21 protein-coding genes and 1 tRNA gene are annotated in these 20,088 nt (G+C 53.5%); 15 read left to right on the forward strand and 7 right to left on the reverse strand.

What is annotated here, in order from left to right:
• The first annotated feature begins 32 nt into the window (after nucleotides 1-32).
• Nucleotides 33-806 carry a diphthine synthase gene (dph5, locus tag ACPLPM_RS12040; protein WP_424357017.1) on the forward strand — a complete coding sequence of 258 codons (774 nt, stop codon included), beginning with the start codon at nucleotides 33-35 and terminating at the stop codon, nucleotides 804-806.
• Between the two features lie 18 nt (nucleotides 807-824).
• Here dph5 and ACPLPM_RS12045 read toward each other — a convergent pair whose 3' ends face one another.
• A complete protein-coding gene (locus ACPLPM_RS12045; RefSeq protein WP_424357018.1) occupies nucleotides 825-1,451 on the reverse strand; it encodes a hypothetical protein in 627 nt (208 codons plus the stop codon).
• A gap of 211 nt (nucleotides 1,452-1,662) precedes the next feature.
• Between ACPLPM_RS12045 and ACPLPM_RS12050 the strand changes: the two genes are divergently transcribed.
• The 5 genes from ACPLPM_RS12050 (at nucleotide 1,663) to ACPLPM_RS12070 (ending at nucleotide 6,514) form a co-directional block, all read left to right on the forward strand.
• Nucleotides 1,663-3,249, forward strand: coding sequence for a helicase HerA domain-containing protein (locus tag ACPLPM_RS12050; RefSeq protein ID WP_424357019.1), 1,587 nt, complete (start codon nucleotides 1,663-1,665; stop codon nucleotides 3,247-3,249).
• A 1-nt stretch (nucleotide 3,250) separates the two neighbouring features.
• Nucleotides 3,251-3,532 (forward strand): DUF357 domain-containing protein, encoded by a 282-nt coding sequence (locus ACPLPM_RS12055; protein WP_424357020.1) that lies wholly within the window; start codon nucleotides 3,251-3,253, stop codon nucleotides 3,530-3,532.
• Between the two features lie 171 nt (nucleotides 3,533-3,703).
• On the forward strand, nucleotides 3,704-4,048 hold the full coding sequence (locus ACPLPM_RS12060) for a DUF555 domain-containing protein (RefSeq protein ID WP_424357021.1): 345 nt from the start codon (nucleotides 3,704-3,706) through the stop codon (nucleotides 4,046-4,048).
• Nucleotides 4,049-4,130: 82 nt separating this feature from the next.
• Nucleotides 4,131-5,915, forward strand: coding sequence for a DUF2070 family protein (locus tag ACPLPM_RS12065; RefSeq protein WP_424357022.1), 1,785 nt, complete (start codon nucleotides 4,131-4,133; stop codon nucleotides 5,913-5,915).
• 32 nt (nucleotides 5,916-5,947) lie between these two features.
• Entirely contained in the window at nucleotides 5,948-6,514 is a 567-nt protein-coding gene (locus ACPLPM_RS12070; protein WP_424357023.1) for a uracil-DNA glycosylase, read from the forward strand.
• A 23-nt stretch (nucleotides 6,515-6,537) separates the two neighbouring features.
• On the opposite strand, the gene ACPLPM_RS12075 is transcribed toward ACPLPM_RS12070, so the two are convergent.
• Nucleotides 6,538-7,710, reverse strand: coding sequence for a mechanosensitive ion channel family protein (locus ACPLPM_RS12075; protein WP_424357024.1), 1,173 nt, complete (start codon nucleotides 7,708-7,710; stop codon nucleotides 6,538-6,540).
• A 482-nt stretch (nucleotides 7,711-8,192) separates the two neighbouring features.
• On the opposite strand from ACPLPM_RS12075, the gene ACPLPM_RS12080 reads away from it, so the two are divergent.
• The gene (locus tag ACPLPM_RS12080; RefSeq protein ID WP_424357025.1) at nucleotides 8,193-8,930 is read left to right on the forward strand and encodes a hypothetical protein; all 738 of its coding nucleotides are present in this window, start codon (nucleotides 8,193-8,195) and stop codon (nucleotides 8,928-8,930) included.
• A gap of 37 nt (nucleotides 8,931-8,967) precedes the next feature.
• Nucleotides 8,968-9,174: a hypothetical protein gene (locus ACPLPM_RS12085; RefSeq protein ID WP_424357026.1), complete on the forward strand. Its 207-nt coding sequence runs from the start codon at nucleotides 8,968-8,970 to the stop codon at nucleotides 9,172-9,174.
• 53 nt (nucleotides 9,175-9,227) lie between these two features.
• Here the strand turns inward: ACPLPM_RS12085 and ACPLPM_RS12090 are convergent, their stop codons facing one another.
• The gene (locus ACPLPM_RS12090; protein ID WP_424357027.1) at nucleotides 9,228-10,439 is read right to left on the reverse strand and encodes a phosphoglycerate kinase; all 1,212 of its coding nucleotides are present in this window, start codon (nucleotides 10,437-10,439) and stop codon (nucleotides 9,228-9,230) included.
• Between the two features lie 228 nt (nucleotides 10,440-10,667).
• Between ACPLPM_RS12090 and ACPLPM_RS12095 the strand changes: the two genes are divergently transcribed.
• Complete coding sequence (locus ACPLPM_RS12095) at nucleotides 10,668-11,129, forward strand: YeeE/YedE thiosulfate transporter family protein (RefSeq protein WP_424357028.1); 462 nt, start codon at nucleotides 10,668-10,670, stop codon at nucleotides 11,127-11,129.
• A gap of 2 nt (nucleotides 11,130-11,131) precedes the next feature.
• On the forward strand, nucleotides 11,132-11,683 hold the full coding sequence (locus tag ACPLPM_RS12100; RefSeq protein ID WP_424357029.1) for a DUF6691 family protein: 552 nt from the start codon (nucleotides 11,132-11,134) through the stop codon (nucleotides 11,681-11,683).
• Here the strand turns inward: ACPLPM_RS12100 and ACPLPM_RS12105 are convergent.
• From ACPLPM_RS12105 to ACPLPM_RS12115, 3 genes are all read right to left on the reverse strand, one after another.
• The gene (locus ACPLPM_RS12105; protein WP_424357030.1) at nucleotides 11,680-13,071 is read right to left on the reverse strand and encodes a rhodanese-like domain-containing protein; all 1,392 of its coding nucleotides are present in this window, start codon (nucleotides 13,069-13,071) and stop codon (nucleotides 11,680-11,682) included. The genes ACPLPM_RS12100 and ACPLPM_RS12105 overlap by 4 nt on opposite strands.
• A 132-nt stretch (nucleotides 13,072-13,203) precedes the next feature.
• Nucleotides 13,204-13,383, reverse strand: a complete 180-nt coding sequence (locus tag ACPLPM_RS12110) for a DUF2795 domain-containing protein (RefSeq protein ID WP_424357031.1) — start codon at nucleotides 13,381-13,383, stop codon at nucleotides 13,204-13,206.
• Nucleotides 13,384-13,547: 164 nt separating this feature from the next.
• Nucleotides 13,548-14,432, reverse strand: coding sequence for a hypothetical protein (locus tag ACPLPM_RS12115; RefSeq protein ID WP_424357032.1), 885 nt, complete (start codon nucleotides 14,430-14,432; stop codon nucleotides 13,548-13,550).
• Nucleotides 14,433-14,726: 294 nt separating this feature from the next.
• On the opposite strand from ACPLPM_RS12115, the gene ACPLPM_RS12120 reads away from it, so the two are divergent.
• A complete protein-coding gene (locus ACPLPM_RS12120; RefSeq protein ID WP_424357033.1) occupies nucleotides 14,727-15,077 on the forward strand; it encodes a hypothetical protein in 351 nt (116 codons plus the stop codon).
• A gap of 85 nt (nucleotides 15,078-15,162) precedes the next feature.
• Here the strand turns inward: ACPLPM_RS12120 and ACPLPM_RS12125 are convergent.
• A tRNA-Gln gene (locus ACPLPM_RS12125) sits at nucleotides 15,163-15,235 on the reverse strand.
• A 519-nt stretch (nucleotides 15,236-15,754) separates the two neighbouring features.
• On the opposite strand from ACPLPM_RS12125, the gene ACPLPM_RS12130 reads away from it, so the two are divergent.
• The 4 genes from ACPLPM_RS12130 to ACPLPM_RS12145 all read left to right on the forward strand — a co-directional run bounded on the left by ACPLPM_RS12130 (nucleotide 15,755) and on the right by ACPLPM_RS12145 (nucleotide 19,908).
• Nucleotides 15,755-16,123 carry a hypothetical protein gene (locus ACPLPM_RS12130; RefSeq protein WP_424357034.1) on the forward strand — a complete coding sequence of 123 codons (369 nt, stop codon included), beginning with the start codon at nucleotides 15,755-15,757 and terminating at the stop codon, nucleotides 16,121-16,123.
• A 90-nt stretch (nucleotides 16,124-16,213) separates the two neighbouring features.
• Complete coding sequence (locus ACPLPM_RS12135; protein ID WP_424357035.1) at nucleotides 16,214-16,666, forward strand: hypothetical protein; 453 nt, start codon at nucleotides 16,214-16,216, stop codon at nucleotides 16,664-16,666.
• A 135-nt stretch (nucleotides 16,667-16,801) separates the two neighbouring features.
• The gene (thsA, locus tag ACPLPM_RS12140) at nucleotides 16,802-18,451 is read left to right on the forward strand and encodes a thermosome subunit alpha (protein ID WP_424357036.1); all 1,650 of its coding nucleotides are present in this window, start codon (nucleotides 16,802-16,804) and stop codon (nucleotides 18,449-18,451) included.
• A 683-nt stretch (nucleotides 18,452-19,134) separates the two neighbouring features.
• Entirely contained in the window at nucleotides 19,135-19,908 is a 774-nt protein-coding gene (locus ACPLPM_RS12145) for a transposase (protein ID WP_424357037.1), read from the forward strand.
• The last annotated feature ends 180 nt before the right edge of the window (nucleotides 19,909-20,088 follow it).

Consider the following 20,088-nt stretch of genomic DNA (forward strand, 5'->3'; position numbering starts at 1 on the left):
TCCCGGGTGCATCAGATGATCGGTGCCACCTTATGCTTACTTTTATCGGGCTTGGCCTGTACGACCAGAAAGACATTTCACTGAAAGGACTTGAGGCGATCCGGGAAGCCGACGTCGTCTACGCCGAGTTTTACACCTCCCGCCTGATGGGCGCTACGCTGGAGGACATGCAGGAGATCTATGGCAAACCTGTGAAAGTCCTGTTAAGAGAGGATGTAGAGCAGCACCCCAAGGATACTGTTCTCGCCGATGCCGTGGATAAGAAAGTTGTATTTCTCACAGGCGGTGATGCCATGGTCGCCACTACGCACGTCGATCTCAGGCTCAGGGCCAGAAAGATGGGCATCGAGACCAGGCTGATTCACGGCGCCTCGATCCAGTCGGCGGTCTGCGGCCTCACGGGCTTGCAGAACTACAGGTTCGGAAAATCGGCTACGATCGCTTTCCCGTATAAGGACATCATATCCGACACCCCCTACGACACCATTACCATGAACAAGAAAAACGGCCTGCACACGCTGCTTTTCCTGGACATAGACAGGGAAAAGGGCTACATGACCGTGAACCGGGGCATAGAGCTGCTGCTGAAAGCTGAGGAACGCCGGAAAGAAGGCATAGTAGCTGGCGCCCTCTGCGTCGGCATAGCCAGGGCAGGTTCCCCCTCGCCTTGTGTGATGGCCGGAAAGATAGAGGATCTTAAAGCCTGTGATTTCGGGGGACCCCTGCATATCATGGTGATGCCTGCGGACCTGCACTTCCTTGAGGAAGAGGCGCTACAGGACCTGGCCGGGCTAAAGCTAGGCTGAAGCCCGGCTTCTTAAGGCTTACGAGCCGGACTTCCCGAGGATGCTCCCCATCAGACTAGACATGTCTTGCCATGCCTGACCGCTGGTCGTGCCGGAACTGCCGACGTCCCCGGTGGACGTCGGTGTAGACTGTTGCTGGGACGATTGCAGGTCATCGGAAGTCGGCAGCATTTCCAGGGCTGTCCTGATGAAGGACCGTTTAGTCTTGACGTAGACATCCATATACATGCTCTTGAACTTGACAACCTCGGAAACGCTGCCCGTGAAGCCCTGGTAACTGGCGTCTACCCGGATGGTATCCCCGACCTGGACGCCGGGCACTTTAAACATGTAAAGGTCACCGGCAGTTGTTTTGCCCATGTACTTCTCGTTTAAGTATATGCTTACCTCGGCACCGCTCACCGGTATTTTGTCCAGGTACACGTTGCCCGACACCGAGAGCGTAAACGGGCCGTCGGATGCCTGGGCTGCATCCTGGGGCGACACCAGAGTGGTCTGGGGTCGCAGGCTATTGACCATCGGCATGCTGAACAGGTTCGGGAAAGAGAACGCCGCCGTTCCGGCGGACGCCGTTCCGGCGGACGCCGTTCCGGCGACGAGCGTCACCAATAGGAAAGCGCTTGCTAGTAAATGTATCAGTTTCATAACATACCCACCTCGATCCGCTGATGGCTGGAGCGAAGTATTACCTCACAAATAAATATAATATTATTAATTATATAAATATATCTTAAACTATGCGTAGAGAGACTGGTTTTTCACCTCTCGGGTGGTATCTGCCAGCCATACTGGCAGCCCCAGTACAAGTGCCCTGAAACTAAAAGGATTATATAACGTGGGAACTCTATTACTGTTAATGATAGGCTCGGTAGGGGTAATATTTGGAGAAACCGGGTCCCATGAGTTCAAGTTCGCAGTCAGCGATCCGGCAGGTGTGCGCCGCACGGACTACGTAAAGGTCTGGCACGCAACCGATGGCTGGGTGCTTGGCCAGGTCCTGTCCATGACACGATCATCCGATGGCTTCGGGCTGGCAGAGGCGATTAGCGAAGGGACCGGCCACAGCGTGCAGAAGAACGCAGACAGGATAGTAGCGAAAGCCATCGTCATCGGTGCCAGAGACGCACAGGGATTACTCAGGACGCCCAAAACGCCCTTCTGCCCGGGGGACCGGGTGTACCCGGCGGACAGCGAACTGATCATCGGTACTCTGGGGCTCACCCAGGGCGGCGCTTACATAGGCTTTCTGGATGGTACGAACCTCCAGGTGATGGTCGACCGGAACAAGCTAGTCCAGAAGCACTGCAGTATCCTGGCCATGACCGGCAGCGGAAAATCGTATACCGCCGCAGTGATCATGGAAGAGATGCTCGAGAAAGAAATTCCGCTGCTCATCATCGATCCCCACGGGGAGTACGCCTCGCTCAAGCAGGCGAACGACGACTGCGATATAGCCGACCTGTGCCAGAGGTTCGGAGTCGAGGCCAGGGGCTACGATAATGTAACGATCTACACCCCGGCGAACCTGAAGATCAACGATTACGCGGATAAAACCCTCCGCCTCAACGGCAGGAACCTGAAGCCCGGCGAGATCATCGATTATATGGGCGGCGACCTGAACGGCTCGGAGATCGGCCTGATCTACGAGGCGGTCGGAGAGATCAAAAACGACCGCATGAATTACACGCTGGCCGATATCCTGCGCGAAGTCGGATCGATGAAGAGCAACATGAAGTGGTCGGTCATCAACAAGCTGGAGCCGCTGGTGGCGGCAGAGTTCCTGGCTGACAAACCCACGCCTCTGGAGGAGCTTTTCACGAAAGGCAGGGCGGCCATCATCGACATGAAAGGCGTCAACCCCGACGTTCAGCAGGTAATAGTAGCCAGGCTGCTCTCGATGCTGTTCGAAGCGAGAAAGGCAGGCACTGTACCGGCAGGCATCGTCGTCGTCGAAGAAGCCCACAACTTCTGCCCGGAGAGAGGATTCCTGAAAACGACCAGCAGCGACGTGCTCAGGACCATCGCTTCCGAAGGCCGAAAGTTCGGCATGGGTCTGCTCATCGTCTCCCAGCGCCCTGCCAAAGTAGACAAAAACGTGCTCTCCCAGTGCAGCACCCAGGTGATCATGAGAGTCACCAACCCTAACGACCTGAAGGCAATCACCAAGAGCCTGGAAGGAATCAGCTCTGAGCTGGAAGAAGAGATCAAGAGGCTTCCACCCGGCGTTGCACTGCTGGTCAACCCCGACATCCCTATGCCGGTCATGGTGCAGGTCCGGGTCAGGCGAAGCAGGCACGGAGGGCTGTCGGCAGAAGTTTCCGAGGACGAAGTCGATGTGCCTATAGAGGAGCCGGTAGAAGCGAAGCCAGTCCCGGTGGCGGCGGAACAGCCGAAAAAAGGCATTACAGAAAGCCTGTTCCACAGGATGTTCGGAAGGCGTTAGCATGGCTGCAGATCTGGCGGAAAAAGTGGCGAGATACCAGAAGCTGCTCCGGGCAGCTCTCGACGATGTGAAGAAGACGACGCCTGAAGGCACTCACCTGAACAGGGTGGCTGATGACTATCTCAACATGGCCCAATGTTACTATGACGACGGCAGCAATTTCATTAAAGAGAACGACCCGGTCAACGCCCTCGTCTGCTTCAGCTACGGGCACGCGTGGCTGGATGCAGGCGTTCGCCTCGGAGTATTTGCGGTGACCAACAGAGAGCTGTTCGCTGCGTAGGTCCCGGAATAATTAAATACCTCGACCTTATTTCTATATCCCCGGTCAAGATCGGAATGCGATGTATTAAATCATCGGAAAGCGTACATCTCATATCTAACGGATAATCGAGAATAGGCGCCCGTCTTTTTCATGCGAGACTGGTAGGAAGAAAATACGAGGTAGTTAATAATGCCAAATTATAAAGTAGTACTTGAGGCGGCCTGGATTGTCAAGGAAGCCAAATCGGTAGACGATGCGATGAGCGTGGCCATTTCAGAGGCCGGTAAGAGGCTGAACGCTGCAAAGATGGACTATGTCGAAGTAGAGGTAGGAGGCACTTTCTGCCCCTTCTGCGGAGAACCCTTCGACAGCGTGTTTGTAGTGGCCGGTACGGGCATAATCGGACTACTCCTGGAGATGAAGGTGTTCAACGCCGAAACCAAGGAGCATGCAGAGCGTATCGCCCGCAAAGGTATCGGCAAAGCGCTCAAAGACGTGCCGCTGAAGGTCGTCGACATCACCGAAGCAGAGTAGAGTAGAGTAGAGTAGTTTAAGCAGGAGCGATTCTAGTACGGCCAACGGATACTTTTCACGGTCTGCCATCGCCCAGAGGGTCATGCGGCTCAGGCGAAAGAAAAAGCGCCGAAAGGGCATGGAAGAGCAGCTGGCAAGCTATGCTGACTATATCTTCGAAGCCCCCGACTGGAAACTATCCCTCGCAGTTATAGTCATCCTGGCCGTAGTCGTCGGAGCGGTTTCATTCCCCGGATCCTGGAAGTCGGACGTTTTCCAGGGTATCATGCTCCTCGGAGTACCGGCAGTTCTGGCAGCGATCGTGACCAAACCGGTATCCCAGATTTTCGGCAGGAACATGACCTATAACAGGTCTATGTTGATAGCCCTCTTTTCCCTGGTCATAGTCTGCATAGCCAGCCTGATCATGGGCCTGTACTCGTACATCACCAACACACCCTATAATTACACAGGCTTAGCGCTCAGCCTGTCGCTGATCTTCGCGCTGCGGATGCTGATCCTGCTGGGGATCTCCGTCAACAGCCTGCCGAAGGTCCTGATACCCGCCTCCATCCAGACTCTGCTTGGCGGACTCTTACTGGTCTACTATGCCAGGAATTTCGAGGTTGCCTTCGATCTGATCGTATCAAGTACCATTTTCGTATTCGCTGCAGTAGTTTTCGTCAAGTACGTAGACTACCCGATGGTCAAGTCCTTTGGAGTAAGCAGCTTCGACTTCGTCCAGGACTTCATTGCCCACATCACTGAAGGTTCCCAGGACATGGAAGACTTTTTCGAGAAGATCGGGGAATCCATAGATGCGCCTGTCAGCGTGGTAGCATTCAAGCGGCCTGACGAGTCTGTCAAGGCCATCATCATCACACCGTATGTTCATCCGGGCCCGATGGGTGAAATCGGCGGAGGTAACCTGCCGGCGGTTATCGCAGCCGCCTTTCCGGGAAATACAGTGCTCGTGCCCCACGGGACTGCCTCCCACGACTTCAACCCGGTAACGGCCGACGAGTCGATTAAGGTGATCGAGGCCGCCAAAAAGGCGCTGGCCCGCATCAGGTACGGTGAAACTGCCACAAAGTCGATCAGGAAGAACGTCGGCGACAGCAAAGTCCTGGGCCAGCGGTTCGGGGACTCGGTCTTCCTCGTATCGACTCGCGCCCCTACGACAACGGACGACATCGAGTTCTCCGTCGGCTTCACCGCGATGGCCGAAGCCAGGGTAGCCGGCTCCAGATATGCCACCATCATTGATGCCCACAACTGTATGGAGCCCCTGGCGACACCGATCGAGCCAGGTTCCCGGGATTCGTACAACATCATCCGGGCAGCGGCCAACACTTCAAAGCATCTGCTGTCCTTAGAGGCGGATAAGCTCCTGGTCGGAGTGGCGAGCTCGCCCCCGATCTGCACGAGGCTGGAGGGTATGGGAGACCTGGGTATCTGTGTGGCTGTCGTCGAAACTCAGGGCCAGCGGACCGCTTACATCGTCATAGACGGCAACAACATGATCACGGGATTGCGGGAAAAGATCGTGGAAAGGCTGCCTGTGGACGAGGCAGAGGTCATGACAACTGATACCCACGTAGTCAATACTCTGTCGGGCGTGAACTACGTAGGCCAGAACCTCGACTGCGACGTGCTGATCGCTAAGATCGCCGAGCTGGTCGACAGGGCGATAACAGACCTCGAGCCAGTCAGCGTGGGCATGGAAATCGAGATAGCCGAGAACATTCGCGTGTTCGGCTCTCACAAGATCGCCAAGCTTGCCAGTACGGCTAACGCCATGGTAGCCATGGCAGGGGCCTTTGCCGCTGCTGTGATCGTAGCCGCGCTCTCGCTGACCATTTTAATCCTCACCTTCGTGAGGTTTTAGGTACAGGATTTAAACCCGGGAGAGTAACAGACATGGGGGAAGACATGGACCGGATGACCGAGATCTTATGCAAGATCGACGACGTGCTCAGATGCCCGAGATGCGACCTGTCCCTCTCCAGGACTAACGTCGTTATCGGCTCGGGGCCGCTCGACGCTAAAATCATGCTGATCGGCGAAGCGCCGGGCAGAAACGAAGATAAACAGGGTAAGCCCTTCGTAGGCGCGGCCGGCCGGGTTCTGAACACAGTCCTGGAAGGCGCCGGCATCCGCCGGGAAGACGTATACATCGCCAACGTGGTCAAATGCAGGCCGCCGGAGAACCGGGTCCCGAAGAAGGACGAGATCGAGGCATGCAGTGTCTACCTGAAAAAGCAGCTCGAAGTAATCTCTCCCGCTTTCGTCGTCCTGCTCGGCAAGACAGCCGCCGAATCGTTCCTCGGCCGCAAAGTAGCCATGGCCCAGGAGCACGGCAAACCCTTCAAGCATAACGACAGAATGGTGATGATCACCTACCACCCGGCCGCAATTATATACAATAGAAAACTTAAAGAGGCCATCGAATCTGATTTTGAAGGCATCATAGCCAGTATGCCGTGAAGTACCAATCACGATATTTAATATTAGCGTATCATCTGAAAGGGACTGATCGGCTGCTGTTGCATACCGGTGTCGGGCTGCCGGGCGCCTTTGATGAGGACGTTCTGTATTGGGTACGGAATCTCGATGCCCTCAGCTTCGAACTGTTTGAGTATCTGACGGTAAATTTTGTCTGGTATTACCCAGCTTAGCGTATAGCTTTTGACTGGAACCAGCATCAGGAGCTTTACTGAGTAATCGCCCAGCGCTGTCACGTGTACTGTCGGGCCGGGTTCGGCGAGAACGCCATCTGTGGCAAGGGCGATCTCTCTCATGATACGGGCTGCCTTGTTGACGTCGGAATTATAGGAAACGTCTACTTTGATGTCGAAAATGACTTCAGTGTTAGGCATGGAGTAGTTCAGGATTCGCGAGCTGGCAATTTTAGTGTTAGGCACGATGATGTACCGGTTATCGAGGGTCTTTAACCGGGTGCTGCGAAGGCCGATTTCAACGACATCGCCGGAGTCGGTGCCCTGGATGCTCACCCGGTCGCCCACTTTATAGGGCCGGTCTGAAAGGATGGCTACGGAGCCGAAAAAGTTGGAGAGCAGCTCTTTGGCCGCGAGGGCGACTGCTATGCCGACTATGCCCAGCCCGGTAATGAGCGGGGTGATCTCGATGATCTGAAGCTGTTCCAGCGATACGAGCAGCGAGAGGACGACGATGACTGCCCATGCCACTTTTTGCAGGAACGGGATGAACGAGTCGTCCAGATCCGATTCAGTTTTAGGGGCGATGTCGTTTCTGTACCAGTTGAGCAGTGCATTGACGATGTTGGCCAGCAGGTAAGCGGCTATGAAGATGACGGCTACGAGCAACAGCCTGTTGATCCAGAAGTTAAAGGAGCCGGACAGGGATTCTATAGTGAGGATAGCAATGTACAAGCCCATCACTACGATGAAAATTTGCAGGGGACCGTTGACGGCGTTGAGAAGTTCGTCATCCAGCGAGGTCTGAGTCCGGGAAACGAGATGAGGAGCGACGACTGTAATGAAGTACTTGACTGCTTTAGCCAGCACGACCGACGCGAGTAGCAATATTACTGCCAGCAGTATATCTGAAGCAAACTTGCCCAGCCCGGTGGCCAGCATAATTTGCTGCTCGATGCCAGTTATATATGAAATGCTTGACAGCGCCGAGGAGTTACCGCTCATCGCGTTATAGGATAGGTGTACTGGTATAAAAAGCTGGTGTAAATGGAAAAAACAGATAGCAGTAATAGGATGTTATCAGGCTGACACCCATCGTCGTACTTCCGGATATGACAAAGATTGCCAGGATAGACGCGGACTATCAGTAACTATTCTAGTACGATCAATAGTATCGCGGGTGATAACTCTGGCACGAGTAAATGACAAATCCCCTTAATAAATTCCCGATTTTACTTACAGAAAAATATTCACAAAGGATAAAGAGATCTGACGTATTTTAAAGCGACTAAGTAAAATCGCATGACAATTAAAGCTTTAAATCAAATTCCGGGTCAAGCTTGTGGCAAGTATACTTTTATATTCTCCTCTCGTTCACTCAATCGTAGGGCAGCTGAATGTAGAACAGGAATGCCATAATCTAACCACCCCTGGCATGCCCCCTACATCCTCACCCGACAAATCGAAAAATCTAACCAGGTGATCATATGAAAACAGGCAGCACAACAAAAAAGGTCATAATCAGCCTGACAATCGTCGCCATCATGCTGGCTGCGATCATGTCACCAGCTTATGCAGAGCCCTCGGCGAAAAGCCAGGGCAAAGGCAACCAGGCAGGATCGGTTACGGGAGAAGTAGCCCTTGCCACCCAGAACCAGGAAATGGCAACCGTATCTGCCCAGGGAGTCCCGTCCCTGGAAGTCAGGTACGCGCTGGTCGAGTCGAAAGTCAGCCTGATGATCGGCGTCATGAACGCCCTCATACCGGTCATACCTGAGGCATACGCGGCACAGGCCAGCGAGCTGACCTCGCTGATTACAAAGCTGAGCGACGATCTGGCTACCTTAAATACGTACGTCGTTGCTAACGATTCCGCAGGCTTCAACGCGTACATCAAAGAGACGCTGCACCCGGATATGTTGAACGCCAGCAAAGTTATCAAGAGCGATACACAGCAGTTTAAGGACTGGGGCGTCACCAAAGAGCAGGTAAAGCAGCTCAAAAACAACGCGAAGGAACTCCGGGACGAGTATAATGTCGGAGCCCACGTGAGCGCAGTAGCCAAGGCCAAGAATGCCAAGAGCGAAGATACTCAGGCTTACCTGAACAAGGCGGGCATTAAGGCGCAGGTACAGGCATCCGAAGAGGCAGGCAAGCCGGACAAGTCCCAGGGACAGAACAACGGCAACAAGAACAACGGAAAATCTGGAGACGGTGACACGTAAATCCGTGTCACCCCCATGATGGATACCGGAGAATTACATGATCAAGAAGCTTGTCATTCTGCTCGGGATCGCCGGCATAGTCCTGATGTCCGGCTGTACTGGCACGGATCAGAGTACCGGAGTTCAGCTGACCGCAACTCCAGCAGGTACCGTAAGCCCTGCACCCGTAAATGATACGCTGTCAGACAACGAGACGATGCCGGAGCTGGACCTTCCGCTGCCGCCCGACCTGACAGACCTGTAAACTTTTTTAAATATGGCCGGCAAAGCCGGATACGGCCTGCCGACGTAGTATTTTCAGCTTATCGCCGGCGCCTCCAGCTTATTCTCTGCCAGCGCTTTTACACCCGGCAGCTGCTTGCCGGAAATGAATTCAAGGGTAGCACCTCCGCCCGTAGAGACGTGGGTCATCTGATCGGCCACGCCCAGCTTAGTCACGGCTTCCACGGTAGAGCCGCCGCCGACCACCTTGACAGCGTCGAGCTTCGAGATCGCACTGGCGACTTCTCTGGTACCCATGGCAAACTGAGATACTTCGAAGACTCCCATAGGCCCGTTCCAGAAGACTGTTTTACAGCCTTTGATCGCCCCGGTGTAGTCAGCGATCGTCTGCGGGCCGATATCGGCGATTAACCAGCCATCCGGGATGTCCTTCACCGACACGGTCCGGGTCTCGGATGTCCCGTCCAGAGTGGGAGAGACGACCACATCTGCCGGCAGGAGCAGCCGGACATCGTGGGACTTCGCCTGCTCTGACAGGTCCCTGACGTACTGGATCTTGTCATCTTCCACCACCGACTTTCCGACACGGTTGCCCTGGCTCTTCAAAAATGTAGCCGACATGCCTCCGCCGATGATCAGCACATCCACGCTCGGCACGATGTTGTCGAGCACATCCAGCTTATCGCTCACTTTCGCCCCTCCGATCACCGCCGCGAAAGGCTTTTCCGGCTTTTCCAGAAGCCCGCCGAGAGAAGTTACTTCCTTTTCCATCAGGAATCCGGCTACTGATGGGAGATAATTAGTAACTCCTACGACTGAAGCATGGGCTCTGTGGCTCGCGCCGAACGCGTCGTTGACGAACACGTGTGCCAGCTTAGCCAGGCCTCGGGCAAACTCAGAATCGTTCTTCTCCTCTCCCGGGTAGAACCGCAGATTTTCAAGGAGCACGATATCGCCGTCGTTCATGGCGGATACAGTCTTTTCAACCTCTTGGCCGACGCACTCTTTCAGGGACTTGACAGGCTGGCCAAGTAGCTCAGATAATCGTTTGGCAACAGGTGCCATCCTCAACGTTTCATCGATCTTACCCTTAGGCCGGCCCAGATGAGAGCAGCAGATGATTTTGGCACGGTGCTCGAGCAGGTACCTGATAGTCGGCAGGCAAACCCGGATGCGCGTGTCATCCCTGATGCCTCCTCCGCTTTTTTCCATAGGCACGTTAAAGTCTACTCTCAAGAGCACTCTTTTTGAAGTGACATCGACGTCTTTCACGGTCTTAATCGGCATTTCAATCCCATGGACGGTTTCGATGAGCCGAATATTCAAAGTTACAGACGCAAAGCGCAGTAAAGAGGGCATAGGGCTTCGATCATGATAACAGATGCAGCGCAGTAAGGCCTTTTGCCAGATACCATTGCATGCGCTGCTGAAAAATGGAACTGCAGGGTAAAAATGTTCACTCACCATTGTACAGCTATATCAAAGCGCTGGCAGATGCTACCATGGGGATATGTAGTGCGGTTTTTGCACTGGTTCGTAGCCGGCGCGTTCATCGGCATCCTGAACATCCTGTCGTACGCAGTCAGGAAACCACTGGGAGTGTCCACGTCCTACCTGACTGCAGACGTGCTCGGCATGAAAGCTGCCCATTGTCCCGCTGTAGAGGAAAACGTGTACCTGAGGAAACACTCGAAGGTAGACTATCAGCTGATCATGGTGGTGTTCATGATGATAGGGGGCCTGGTATCTGCCCTTCTCTTCGGCCGCAGCAGAAGCAAGCCCATCCGATCTCCCGCCGCTGCGCTCGTGCAGCTCATCGGAGGATTCCTCATGCTGTTCGGAGCCCGGATTGGCAAAGGATGCACCAGCGGTAACATCCTGAGCGGCCTAGCCCAGATGTCGGTGAGCAGCCTGCTGTTCACAAAAGCGACTTTCCTGGCGGGAGCGATAGTAGCGATGCTGAAAGGGGGTCGATAGCCATGGCAGAATCGGGCGACGGGGTCATGGCAGCGATAATCGGATTCTTCTTCGGTTTTGTCCTGCAAAGGTCCGGTGCATCAGACTATAACAAGCTGGCAGGCATGCTAAACCTGAGAGAGCTGGACCTGCTCAAGATGATGCTAACCGGGATAGGTGTGGCAGCCATGGGCATGTACGCGCTGAGCGCCAAAGGCATCAAACATTTCACGGTGAAGCCTTTGAAAGTGCTGGCCATGACAATCGGTGGCATCATCTTCGGCGCCGGGTTCGCGTTGAACGGCTATTGCCCGGGAACCGGCCTGGTAGGCCTGGTAGAAGGTAAAAAAGACGCGCTGCTGGCTGTCATCGGCGGTATGCTGGGGTCTCTGGCATACGCGTACTCTAAGCCTGTGCTCGACAGGCACCTGGAGGCGCCGGATTACGGCGACGTCACGATTGACAGGGTCATAAAGGCCGATCCGCTGCCAACCGCGATTGTCTTCGGAGTTTCCATGATAGTCTTAGCGTTTATCCTGGATACCGGGGAACGCCTGATACATAGAAGGCTTTAGGGGGACTTCACCTCAGTCTTTGCGACGGGATACTTTTTCTGCTTCCAGGCGGTAAAGCCCCCCAGCACATTATAGACATCCTTGAAGCCCGCCCGCTTGAGGATGCTGGCGCCGGTACTTCCTCGGTGGCCCACCGAGCACATGGATGCGACAGGCTTGTCTCTCGGCACTTCGTCCAGCTTCTGCTCCAGATCTCCCACGTACAGCATTTTAGCGCCCGGCACCGTACCTTCCTGCCACTCCCTGGGCTCCCGGACATCCAGAAGCAAGACCTCCCCGCTATCTATCATCGCCTTTAGCTTATCTGCAGAGACTTCCCCGGTATACTCAATAGGTAAGCCTGCATTTTGCCATTTCTCGAACCCGCCGCATAAAAAGCCGGTAACATTGTCGTAGCCTATCCTGCACAGGTACCGGTCAGCAGTATATGCATCTTCATTTCTGTACGGCAGCAGTACTATCTCGGTATGAGGCTTGAACAGCCACCCCGGGAAGAGTGCCATGCCATCGAGCCAGATACTGTATGAGCCCGGGATGTGCCCACCTCCGAAGGCCTGCGGAAGCCGGGTATCTACGAGCACAGTACCATCCTTATCCATTGCATTTTTGAACTCTTTAAGCTCCAGCCGGTGGAGCGATTTGCGTCCGGCCAGGGATGGCGGGCCGTTCAGGTTATAGTCTTCCATCGTCCGGAAGTAAGGCGGCTGTATGAACTTTTCATTCACCTTGGCCTCGACGAATTCAGCTTTACTCAGCTGCAGGTGAGGATTGGTCAGCTTTTCATAGCCCAGCGTGCTCCAGTCCCGGTCACCCATGCCTGCTCCGCACACCGAGCCCGCGCCGTGCGCGGGGCACAGCATGGTTTGGTCGCCTAATGGCAGAAGCTTATCGTGGATCGATTCATAGAGCAGCCGGGCGTTCTCCGCTTTACTCCCGGGGGCAAGATCAACCCGGCCCGTGCTTCCGACAAACAGGACATCCCCGGTAAATACCGCTAACGCAACGTCAGGGTTCAGGCCATCGTAAAGCGCATACGAAAGGGTTTCCGGCGTGTGCCCCGGGGTCTCCAGCGCCCGCAGCTTCATCCGGCCGAAAGAGACCTCGTCCCCCTCCCCCATAGGGTCGCCATACTTGAACGGCAGCTTACTCCCGTGACGGATAGCAGCGTCAGTCCGGGTGGCAATCTCTTTCGACCCGTGGACAAAGTCCTCGTTACGGTGAGTCTCAAGAATGTACTTAATCTCGGAGCAGTCGTCCCTGGCCAGCGCCAGAATTTCCTCTACGTCCCCCGTCACCCGCCGGGGATCGATGATGACGGCTTCGCCTTGTGAACTCAAATAATAGGTATTGTGGGCCAGCCCGCTGGCCTTCAGTCTTCGGAGGATCATGATAAAGAATATTAATTACATATTATATAAGTCTAATATATGCAATAGGTATCCAGTGGAGACCGATGATCGAGATGCCAGAAGCGGCTGATGGGCTAAAAAGGGTAACATGCCCGGCACATTTTAAACTCTTTACCCAATAGCATACCATATATCGGACATGTTCTTGAACCTATTCTTGGGCATCCGTTCCAGGGCCTGGACGACTTCCGCGGTAGCGTCGTGCTGTTGCGCCCATTTGACGCACTGCTGCTTGTCCGCCGGGAAGCACATCCCTTTCATCGCCCTGGATACATCCTTCACGAATACCATAGTAGTACATCCTGCATTTTTAATGATGATAAAATTCGGCAATCAGATCCGTCGCTTTCGTGTAGGGACCCTGCGGGAAATGCGAGAAACCAGAATATTCATAGAATAATTAGCGGGCTTATAAACTCGCCCGTTATAAAGACGCCATATAGAGCTAACTCCAGTTATAAATCCAGCCTATCAATTATCGAGCGTAGAGCGACAGACTGCCCGCCAAAGGATACGCTAAGATTAAGCAGGCACCTGATCCTCTCGAACCCTCCCGACTCCGGAATGGCCGCCAGATACCTCTCCTGCAAAACCCGGGCCTCGCGGGCAGTCTCGGGCGCTAGCCGGACTAACGTACCATATCCGCAACCCTTTCTGCGAGCCAGCGCCTGCATCAGCCGGGCTTTCTCAACAGGCCGCCGGTTAAGAATCTGCAATACCAGGTTCTCGCTAAAGCCCTCTCTTTCATCCTTGAGAATGTCCCCGACGTCATCGTGCACCTGGAGGACCATGCCGACGTTCCAGAAAGCCGCCTCGACGGCCTTCGCCTTATCCACAGGGACCTCGTGGATCACATTGAACAGCTCAGCCGTCGCCCGGCAAATTTCCCCGGCAGTGGCCTCCCTTATAAAAAGAGCTCCGGCGAGGTCGGAAGCCCCGGATTTCTTGAACTTAGCCATTGCCCCCAGCATGGTAAAAGTAGATGCGCTGATCGTCCGCTTCAGCTTCTTCTGGACCTGCGGGTCAAACTGCCTGACCGACTCGAACAGCTCTTTCCTCCTCTCCCACAGCTCGTCTCCTTTTTTAAAGCGAAGAGTAGTGGGCCTGTCATCGATATCGTCGAGGTAGTCGTCCATCGTGTTCAGGAAGCCGATATAGTTCTTCACAACAGTGATCGAGGCAGGGTTTAAGTCCTTCCGATTCAGGCCCACGGTCAGGAGCCACATATCAGTGATGGCGTTCAGCATGAGCCCATACCCAAGCTTCGTGTGGATGGGCAGGTGAGGCTTGAGAGCCAGATAGTTCCACCGGAGCGGGAGTTCGATCACATATCCGACCATGTCAAAAGCGGTCGACAGATACGGCACCAGTGTTAAAAACATTCCGGATGCCCGGACAACGACAGGTTGCCCGGTCGTGGTACTATCCCCGCCTGACTGTAAGACCGGTTCGACAGTGGTACCCCGCATCACATTACCCGGATGGGATATTGCCTTGTAGACTAACTATTTGTCGGTGGGCGCTGCGCGCCCGGAGAGCAGGAAAAGAGATCCAGCTTTAATAGATAATAGAACCCCTTGGTGGGATCCCGATAGTTCTATGATTCCACGAAGCAGATGATCGGAGGGACTAAGATGATTACAGCAGGGCAGATCAAGGAAAAACTGGTGGAGGAAAAGGACCCAATCAAATACATAGACGCAGAAATAGACCAGTGTCTCGGCGTGTGGGAGAGCCAGTTCGATAAGATAAAGGAAACGATCTCAGCCTACCGCAACAGGCCCGACGAAAGCCTGCCCTTCGACCTGAAGGACGTCAAGGAGGATTTTCGACAGATAGGCGAGATGTACGGTGAAATCAGCGCGTATCTGAAAGTGAGGAAGGCGGAGCTTAAGCGCCTTAAGCAAGCTGAAAATGTGAGGAAGGCACAGCTTAAGCGCCAGGAGTGGCTGGAAAAGAGAGATAAGAAGGGCCCCGAGAGATAGAGCCTATTGAAAAGAAAAAATATCTTGAAAGCCGTTCAAGAGGCAGGTATCCTGCCATCTGACAGGACTATCCCCTTTTATAATATAGTCCCAACCGGATTCGAACCGGTGTCGCCGGATCCAAAGTCCAGCAGGATTGACCACTACCCCATGGGACTGTTCTGAGATTTGCCAGAGGGCACTTATTCGTGCCGTTTTATGCCTTTCTGATTATTTAAAGCTTTTCGAGATAATGAAGTACATTGCATTAAGTATAGTCATTCTCAAATTTGTTAGGACAGTCAGGTACCGTTTACACGAAGTACGCGAGGTACGCGAAGTACGCGAAGTTTTACGATAAGATCATCTTACAGCATGCCATTACCGTACTTTGAGTACTTCGCGTACCTCGCGTACCTCGTGTAAACGGTACGGGCACTCATACAAAACGATTCAGTAACGACTATACTGTGTAGCAAATTTGTAGATGATACAATTACGCTATGCAAGCGGCCATGATACAACCAATTAAATTCCGATAGACAAATTATACAGCGTTTTATCAAGAATAGATTTAAGTACTACTACTTATTAATACAAATTAAGGCAATTTTGCCTTAGAATTAGCTATGAAGACATATTAATCCTCGGGGGGTTGAGTAGCACCAGTAGTAGCCAATCTGACATGTGGTGAACGTATGGGAATCCTCGACAGCATCCTCGGCAAAGGCTCCGGCAGGCAATTGCAATCGCAGGAGCCAGAGAAGACAATTCTCAGCATAGCTGTTTTATCGAAGTTCCGCATCAGCAATTCTTACGCTCTTTTGCAGCAGATCATCGAGGAGCAGTGCTCTCAAGGGTACCGTATCGACGAGGACGTTACTACCCACATCATACCGGTCGGCACGTCGGTGCATGACCCGGACTACGACAAGGCGAGGATTGCCCGGCTCTTTCCGGATAGTGACCCTGATGAAATTTTCAGCAGGTCGGTAGAGAAGCCCTTCCAGGCCGCGGACGGGAACTTCGGGAAGTACTACATTATCTTTAAAAACAGCGCCCGGTAAACTTCATTTTTGCCAAGGCAGCGAAGCGATTTTTTAATATTTGAAAAGGTACCTATTAGCCTGCAATTTTATCGTGATACGGTGAGGGTTATGCACTACGAGGAGCTATTAGTCTACCTTCAAAATCTGAACATCAAGATTGTTCCCACAGAAGAAGCCCGGGTCCGGGGCTATGATCTTCAAGCTTACAAAAAGCTGGCAAAGCGTACCGAAACGATCGACTACGACTGCGATTTCCACAACGGCACCTGTAAGGGTATGCTGCTGGGAGGTGGCGGGTGCTGTCACCAGTGCGCGGTCGGTTTCGGCTACTGGCGAAAGGAGGGCCCGGCGCTGGACGAGGCTTCGGTACGGGCGATGGCGGAGTACTTTGACGCTAAGACGGGTTTCATGCGGGCGGGCGTCGGGTGCATATTGCCGAGAGAGCTGCGCAGCCCGACCTGCTTGTACGTCTTCTGCTCAGAGGATGAGATGTCGGGAGAAGACCGGGAGATCCTGTACAGAATACAGTTCGGGGCGAGCTGGTCTCAAGGCAAAGTCTGATCATAAACTATATATAGAACTCTTAACCTAGAACAGTTAGGAGTTTAGTAAATTATAATATTAATTTATACTTTTTAACTGGTACTTCTAATCGGTACTTTTTAATCGGTATTACCAGTAAAGGAGGTTTTAAATTTGGCACAACAACAAGGCAATCCCCAGTACGTAATTATGAGGGAAGGCTCCAGCAGGACCAGGGGCCGGGACGCACAGGGAATGAATCTTATGGCCGCGAGGGCGGTTGCTGAGGCAGTCAGGACCACTCTTGGCCCGAAGGGCATGGACAAGATGCTCGTCGACTCGACGGGCGACGTCATCATCACGAACGACGGCGTTACTATCCTGAAGGAAATGGACATCGAGCACCCGGCTGCAAAGATGATCGTAGAGATCGCCAAGACCCAGGACAACGAGGTCGGCGATGGCACAACCACCGCAGTCATAATCGCCGGCGAGCTGCTCAAGAATGCTGAAAACCTGTTAGACCTGGACATCCACCCGACGGTCATCGCGACGGGTTACAGGCAGGCAGCGACTAAGGCAGTAGAAATTCTGAGCTCACTGGCATACCCTGTGACCATTAAAGATGAAGAGCTGCTCAAGAAATTCGCTATCACAGCTATGACCGGTAAGAGCCCGGAGTTTGTAGGCGAGAAGCTGGCAGACCTCGTAGTCAAGTCGGTGAAGGCAGTCATAGACGAGAACGGCAAGGTCAACGTAGACGACATCAAGGTCGAGAAGAAAGTCGGCGGTGCCATCGGCGACTCCGAATTAATTCAGGGCCTGGTCATCGATAAGGAAAGGATGCACCAGAATATGCCGAAGACCGTCAAGAACGCGAAGATCGCGCTCCTCGACACAGCGCTCGAGATCCAGAAGACCGAAATTGACGCCAAGATCGGCATCAGCAGCCCGGACCAGCTCCAGAGCTTCCTCGACCAGGAAGAGAAGATGCTCAAGGACATGGTTACCAAGGTTCAGAAGACCGGAGCCAACGTTGTCTTCTGCCAGAAGGGCGTGGACGACCTGGTCCAGCACTACCTCGCCAAGGCTGGTATCATGGCAGCCCGCAGGGTTAAGGAATCTGACCTCAAGCTGCTCGCCAAGGCAACCGGTGCAAAAGTCAGCACCAGCCTGGACGAGCTGACCAAGGACGACCTCGGCGCAGCCGGCCTCGTGGAAGAGCGCAAGATCGGCGACGAGGGCATGATCTTCGTCGAGAAGTGCAAGAACCCCAAGGCGGTCTCCTTTATCCTGAAGGGCGCAACGACGCACGTTGTTGACGAGCTCGACAGGGCAATCCACGATGCTCTCCGCGTCGTAGGCGTCGTAGTCGAGGACAAGAAGTACGTCACGGGCGGCGGCTCGACCGAAGTTGAGCTGGCGCTGCGCCTGAAGGAATACGCGTCCACAGTCGGTGGCAGAGAACAGCTCGCCATCGAGGCATTTGCCGAGGCTATGCAGGTCATTCCGAGGACCCTCGCAGAGAACGCCGGCCTTGATCCGATTGATGTACTCGTCAGCCTGCGCAGCAAGCACGAGGGCAAGAGCGCAATGAAGACTGCGGGCATCAACGTCTTCACCGGCGAAGCCGTAGACATGAAGAAGGAAGGCGTTATCGAGCCTTTACGCGTCAAGACCCAGGGCATCAGCGGCGCCGCAGAGGTAGCCGTCATGATCATGAGGATCGACGACGTCCTCGCAGCCTCCAAGCTCTCCGGCGGCGCACCGGGCGGCGGCATGCCCCCCGGAATGCCCCCCGGAATGGGCGGCATGGGAATGTAAGGCCAGACCTTACATTCTTATACCTTTTTTCTTATTTTTCTAAAACTCGTCTCTACCGAGGGACGACTCGGCGGCTAATACGTTTCCAGTGCTATCTCTGAGCCTGTGACAGAAATACGATCGCTGCGCTGTACCAGCCATCAGTTCCAGAAGATTCACAAGCAGTTGCCCCTGTGCTCGTGAACGTACACGATCGCTGCGCTGTGCCAGATCACAGATTGTTACAGATTTAACAGATTGCCAGTGTCCCCGTGTTTGTGGTGTTTGTGGTTGGGTTGTTGTGGGTTGTGGGGGTGGAGGAATAAGAGGTATTTGATGGGGGGCGGGGTTCCTTCGTTTTAGGTGTTATTGGTATGAGGGAACCGTGTCCGCCCCTGGATTTGAATCTTAAGTGTGTTGGGTTAAAGTCTTTCTCGAAGTTCTTTGACGCTTGTTTCCAGTTCTCAAGAGCAGGAGCATACTTCCTATTGTTGGTCAAGTGTACCCTGATGAATCGTAGTATGGAGGCTGTGTGCCGAAAGACATTCAATAGTAGTGACCGGTTGTTCTACTACCTGGGGAGGATGACTGTCGATCAGATAACGTGGTGCTGTAACCGGTTACTTCATCGTAGTTTCCAGTTGTTGTGGCGGGACAGGTGGCATCATCATCCTGTACTATTGGCGATCGATACGACTGATCAAGTGTATTACGGGGAGAAGACGGATTACGTGAGCAGTACCGTTAAGACCAGGGGGAGGAAGACGAACGAGGTTAAAGTCCTCAGTTTTGCCACTATCAGCATAGTGGCCAGGAGGTTCAAATTCACTCTCGCTGTATTCCCGATACGTAACAGTGAGAGCAAGGCACAGCTCGTGGAGAAACTCCTATGGAGCATACCTGGAGAATTACGAGTGCACGCTATTCTCATGGATAAGGGATTCTACCTCTCGGAAGTCATGCAAACCGTAGACAGGCTTGGGTACACGTACATTATACCATGTAAGCAGTACCAGGATTTAGACCACCTGTACACGTTTTTAGAGGTCTCTGGCGAGAAGCATTGGAGGTATACGATGCATCGGGGAAGGCCTAAAGAGTACACGTTCGACGTGTACCTGGATGACCAGGGTATACAACGGTATATTGGGTTCGCCACAAACATGGATATGGCCAACCGTGATTTCGATACCCTCGCAACAGTGTACAGGTCCAGGTGGAATATAGAGAACGGGTATAAAGAGGCGAAAGAATTCAGGATAAAGACTAATAGCAGGAATCACGGGTACCGCGTACTAGTATTTGCAATAAGCCATCTCATGATGAACTTGTATACCCTTACTAAGAGAGCGAATAAAAGGGCAGTGATCACTTTAACAGACATGAAAGACGCCCTGGAGCACATACTCGAATTTTTAATGCCCGTAGTCAGGCCTGCTCCCGATCGGCTATCAAAACACTTGGTAATCGTCTGGTAGCCAACAATCCGATTAGCGTATGCTATCAACAAAACCGCCTGGAAACCCTGAGCCACCCAGAAAAACACGACCAGAATCCCAGCAAAACAACCTCAAACCACCACAGCCCGCCCCCAAACCTCAAGATCCAAGCCCACCCCCCACAATCACACCAACCCCAACCACTAACAGCGACCCACG

The sequence above is a fragment of the Methanocella sp. MCL-LM genome (assembly GCF_049676595.1).
GTDB lineage: Archaea > Halobacteriota > Methanocellia > Methanocellales > Methanocellaceae > Methanocella_A.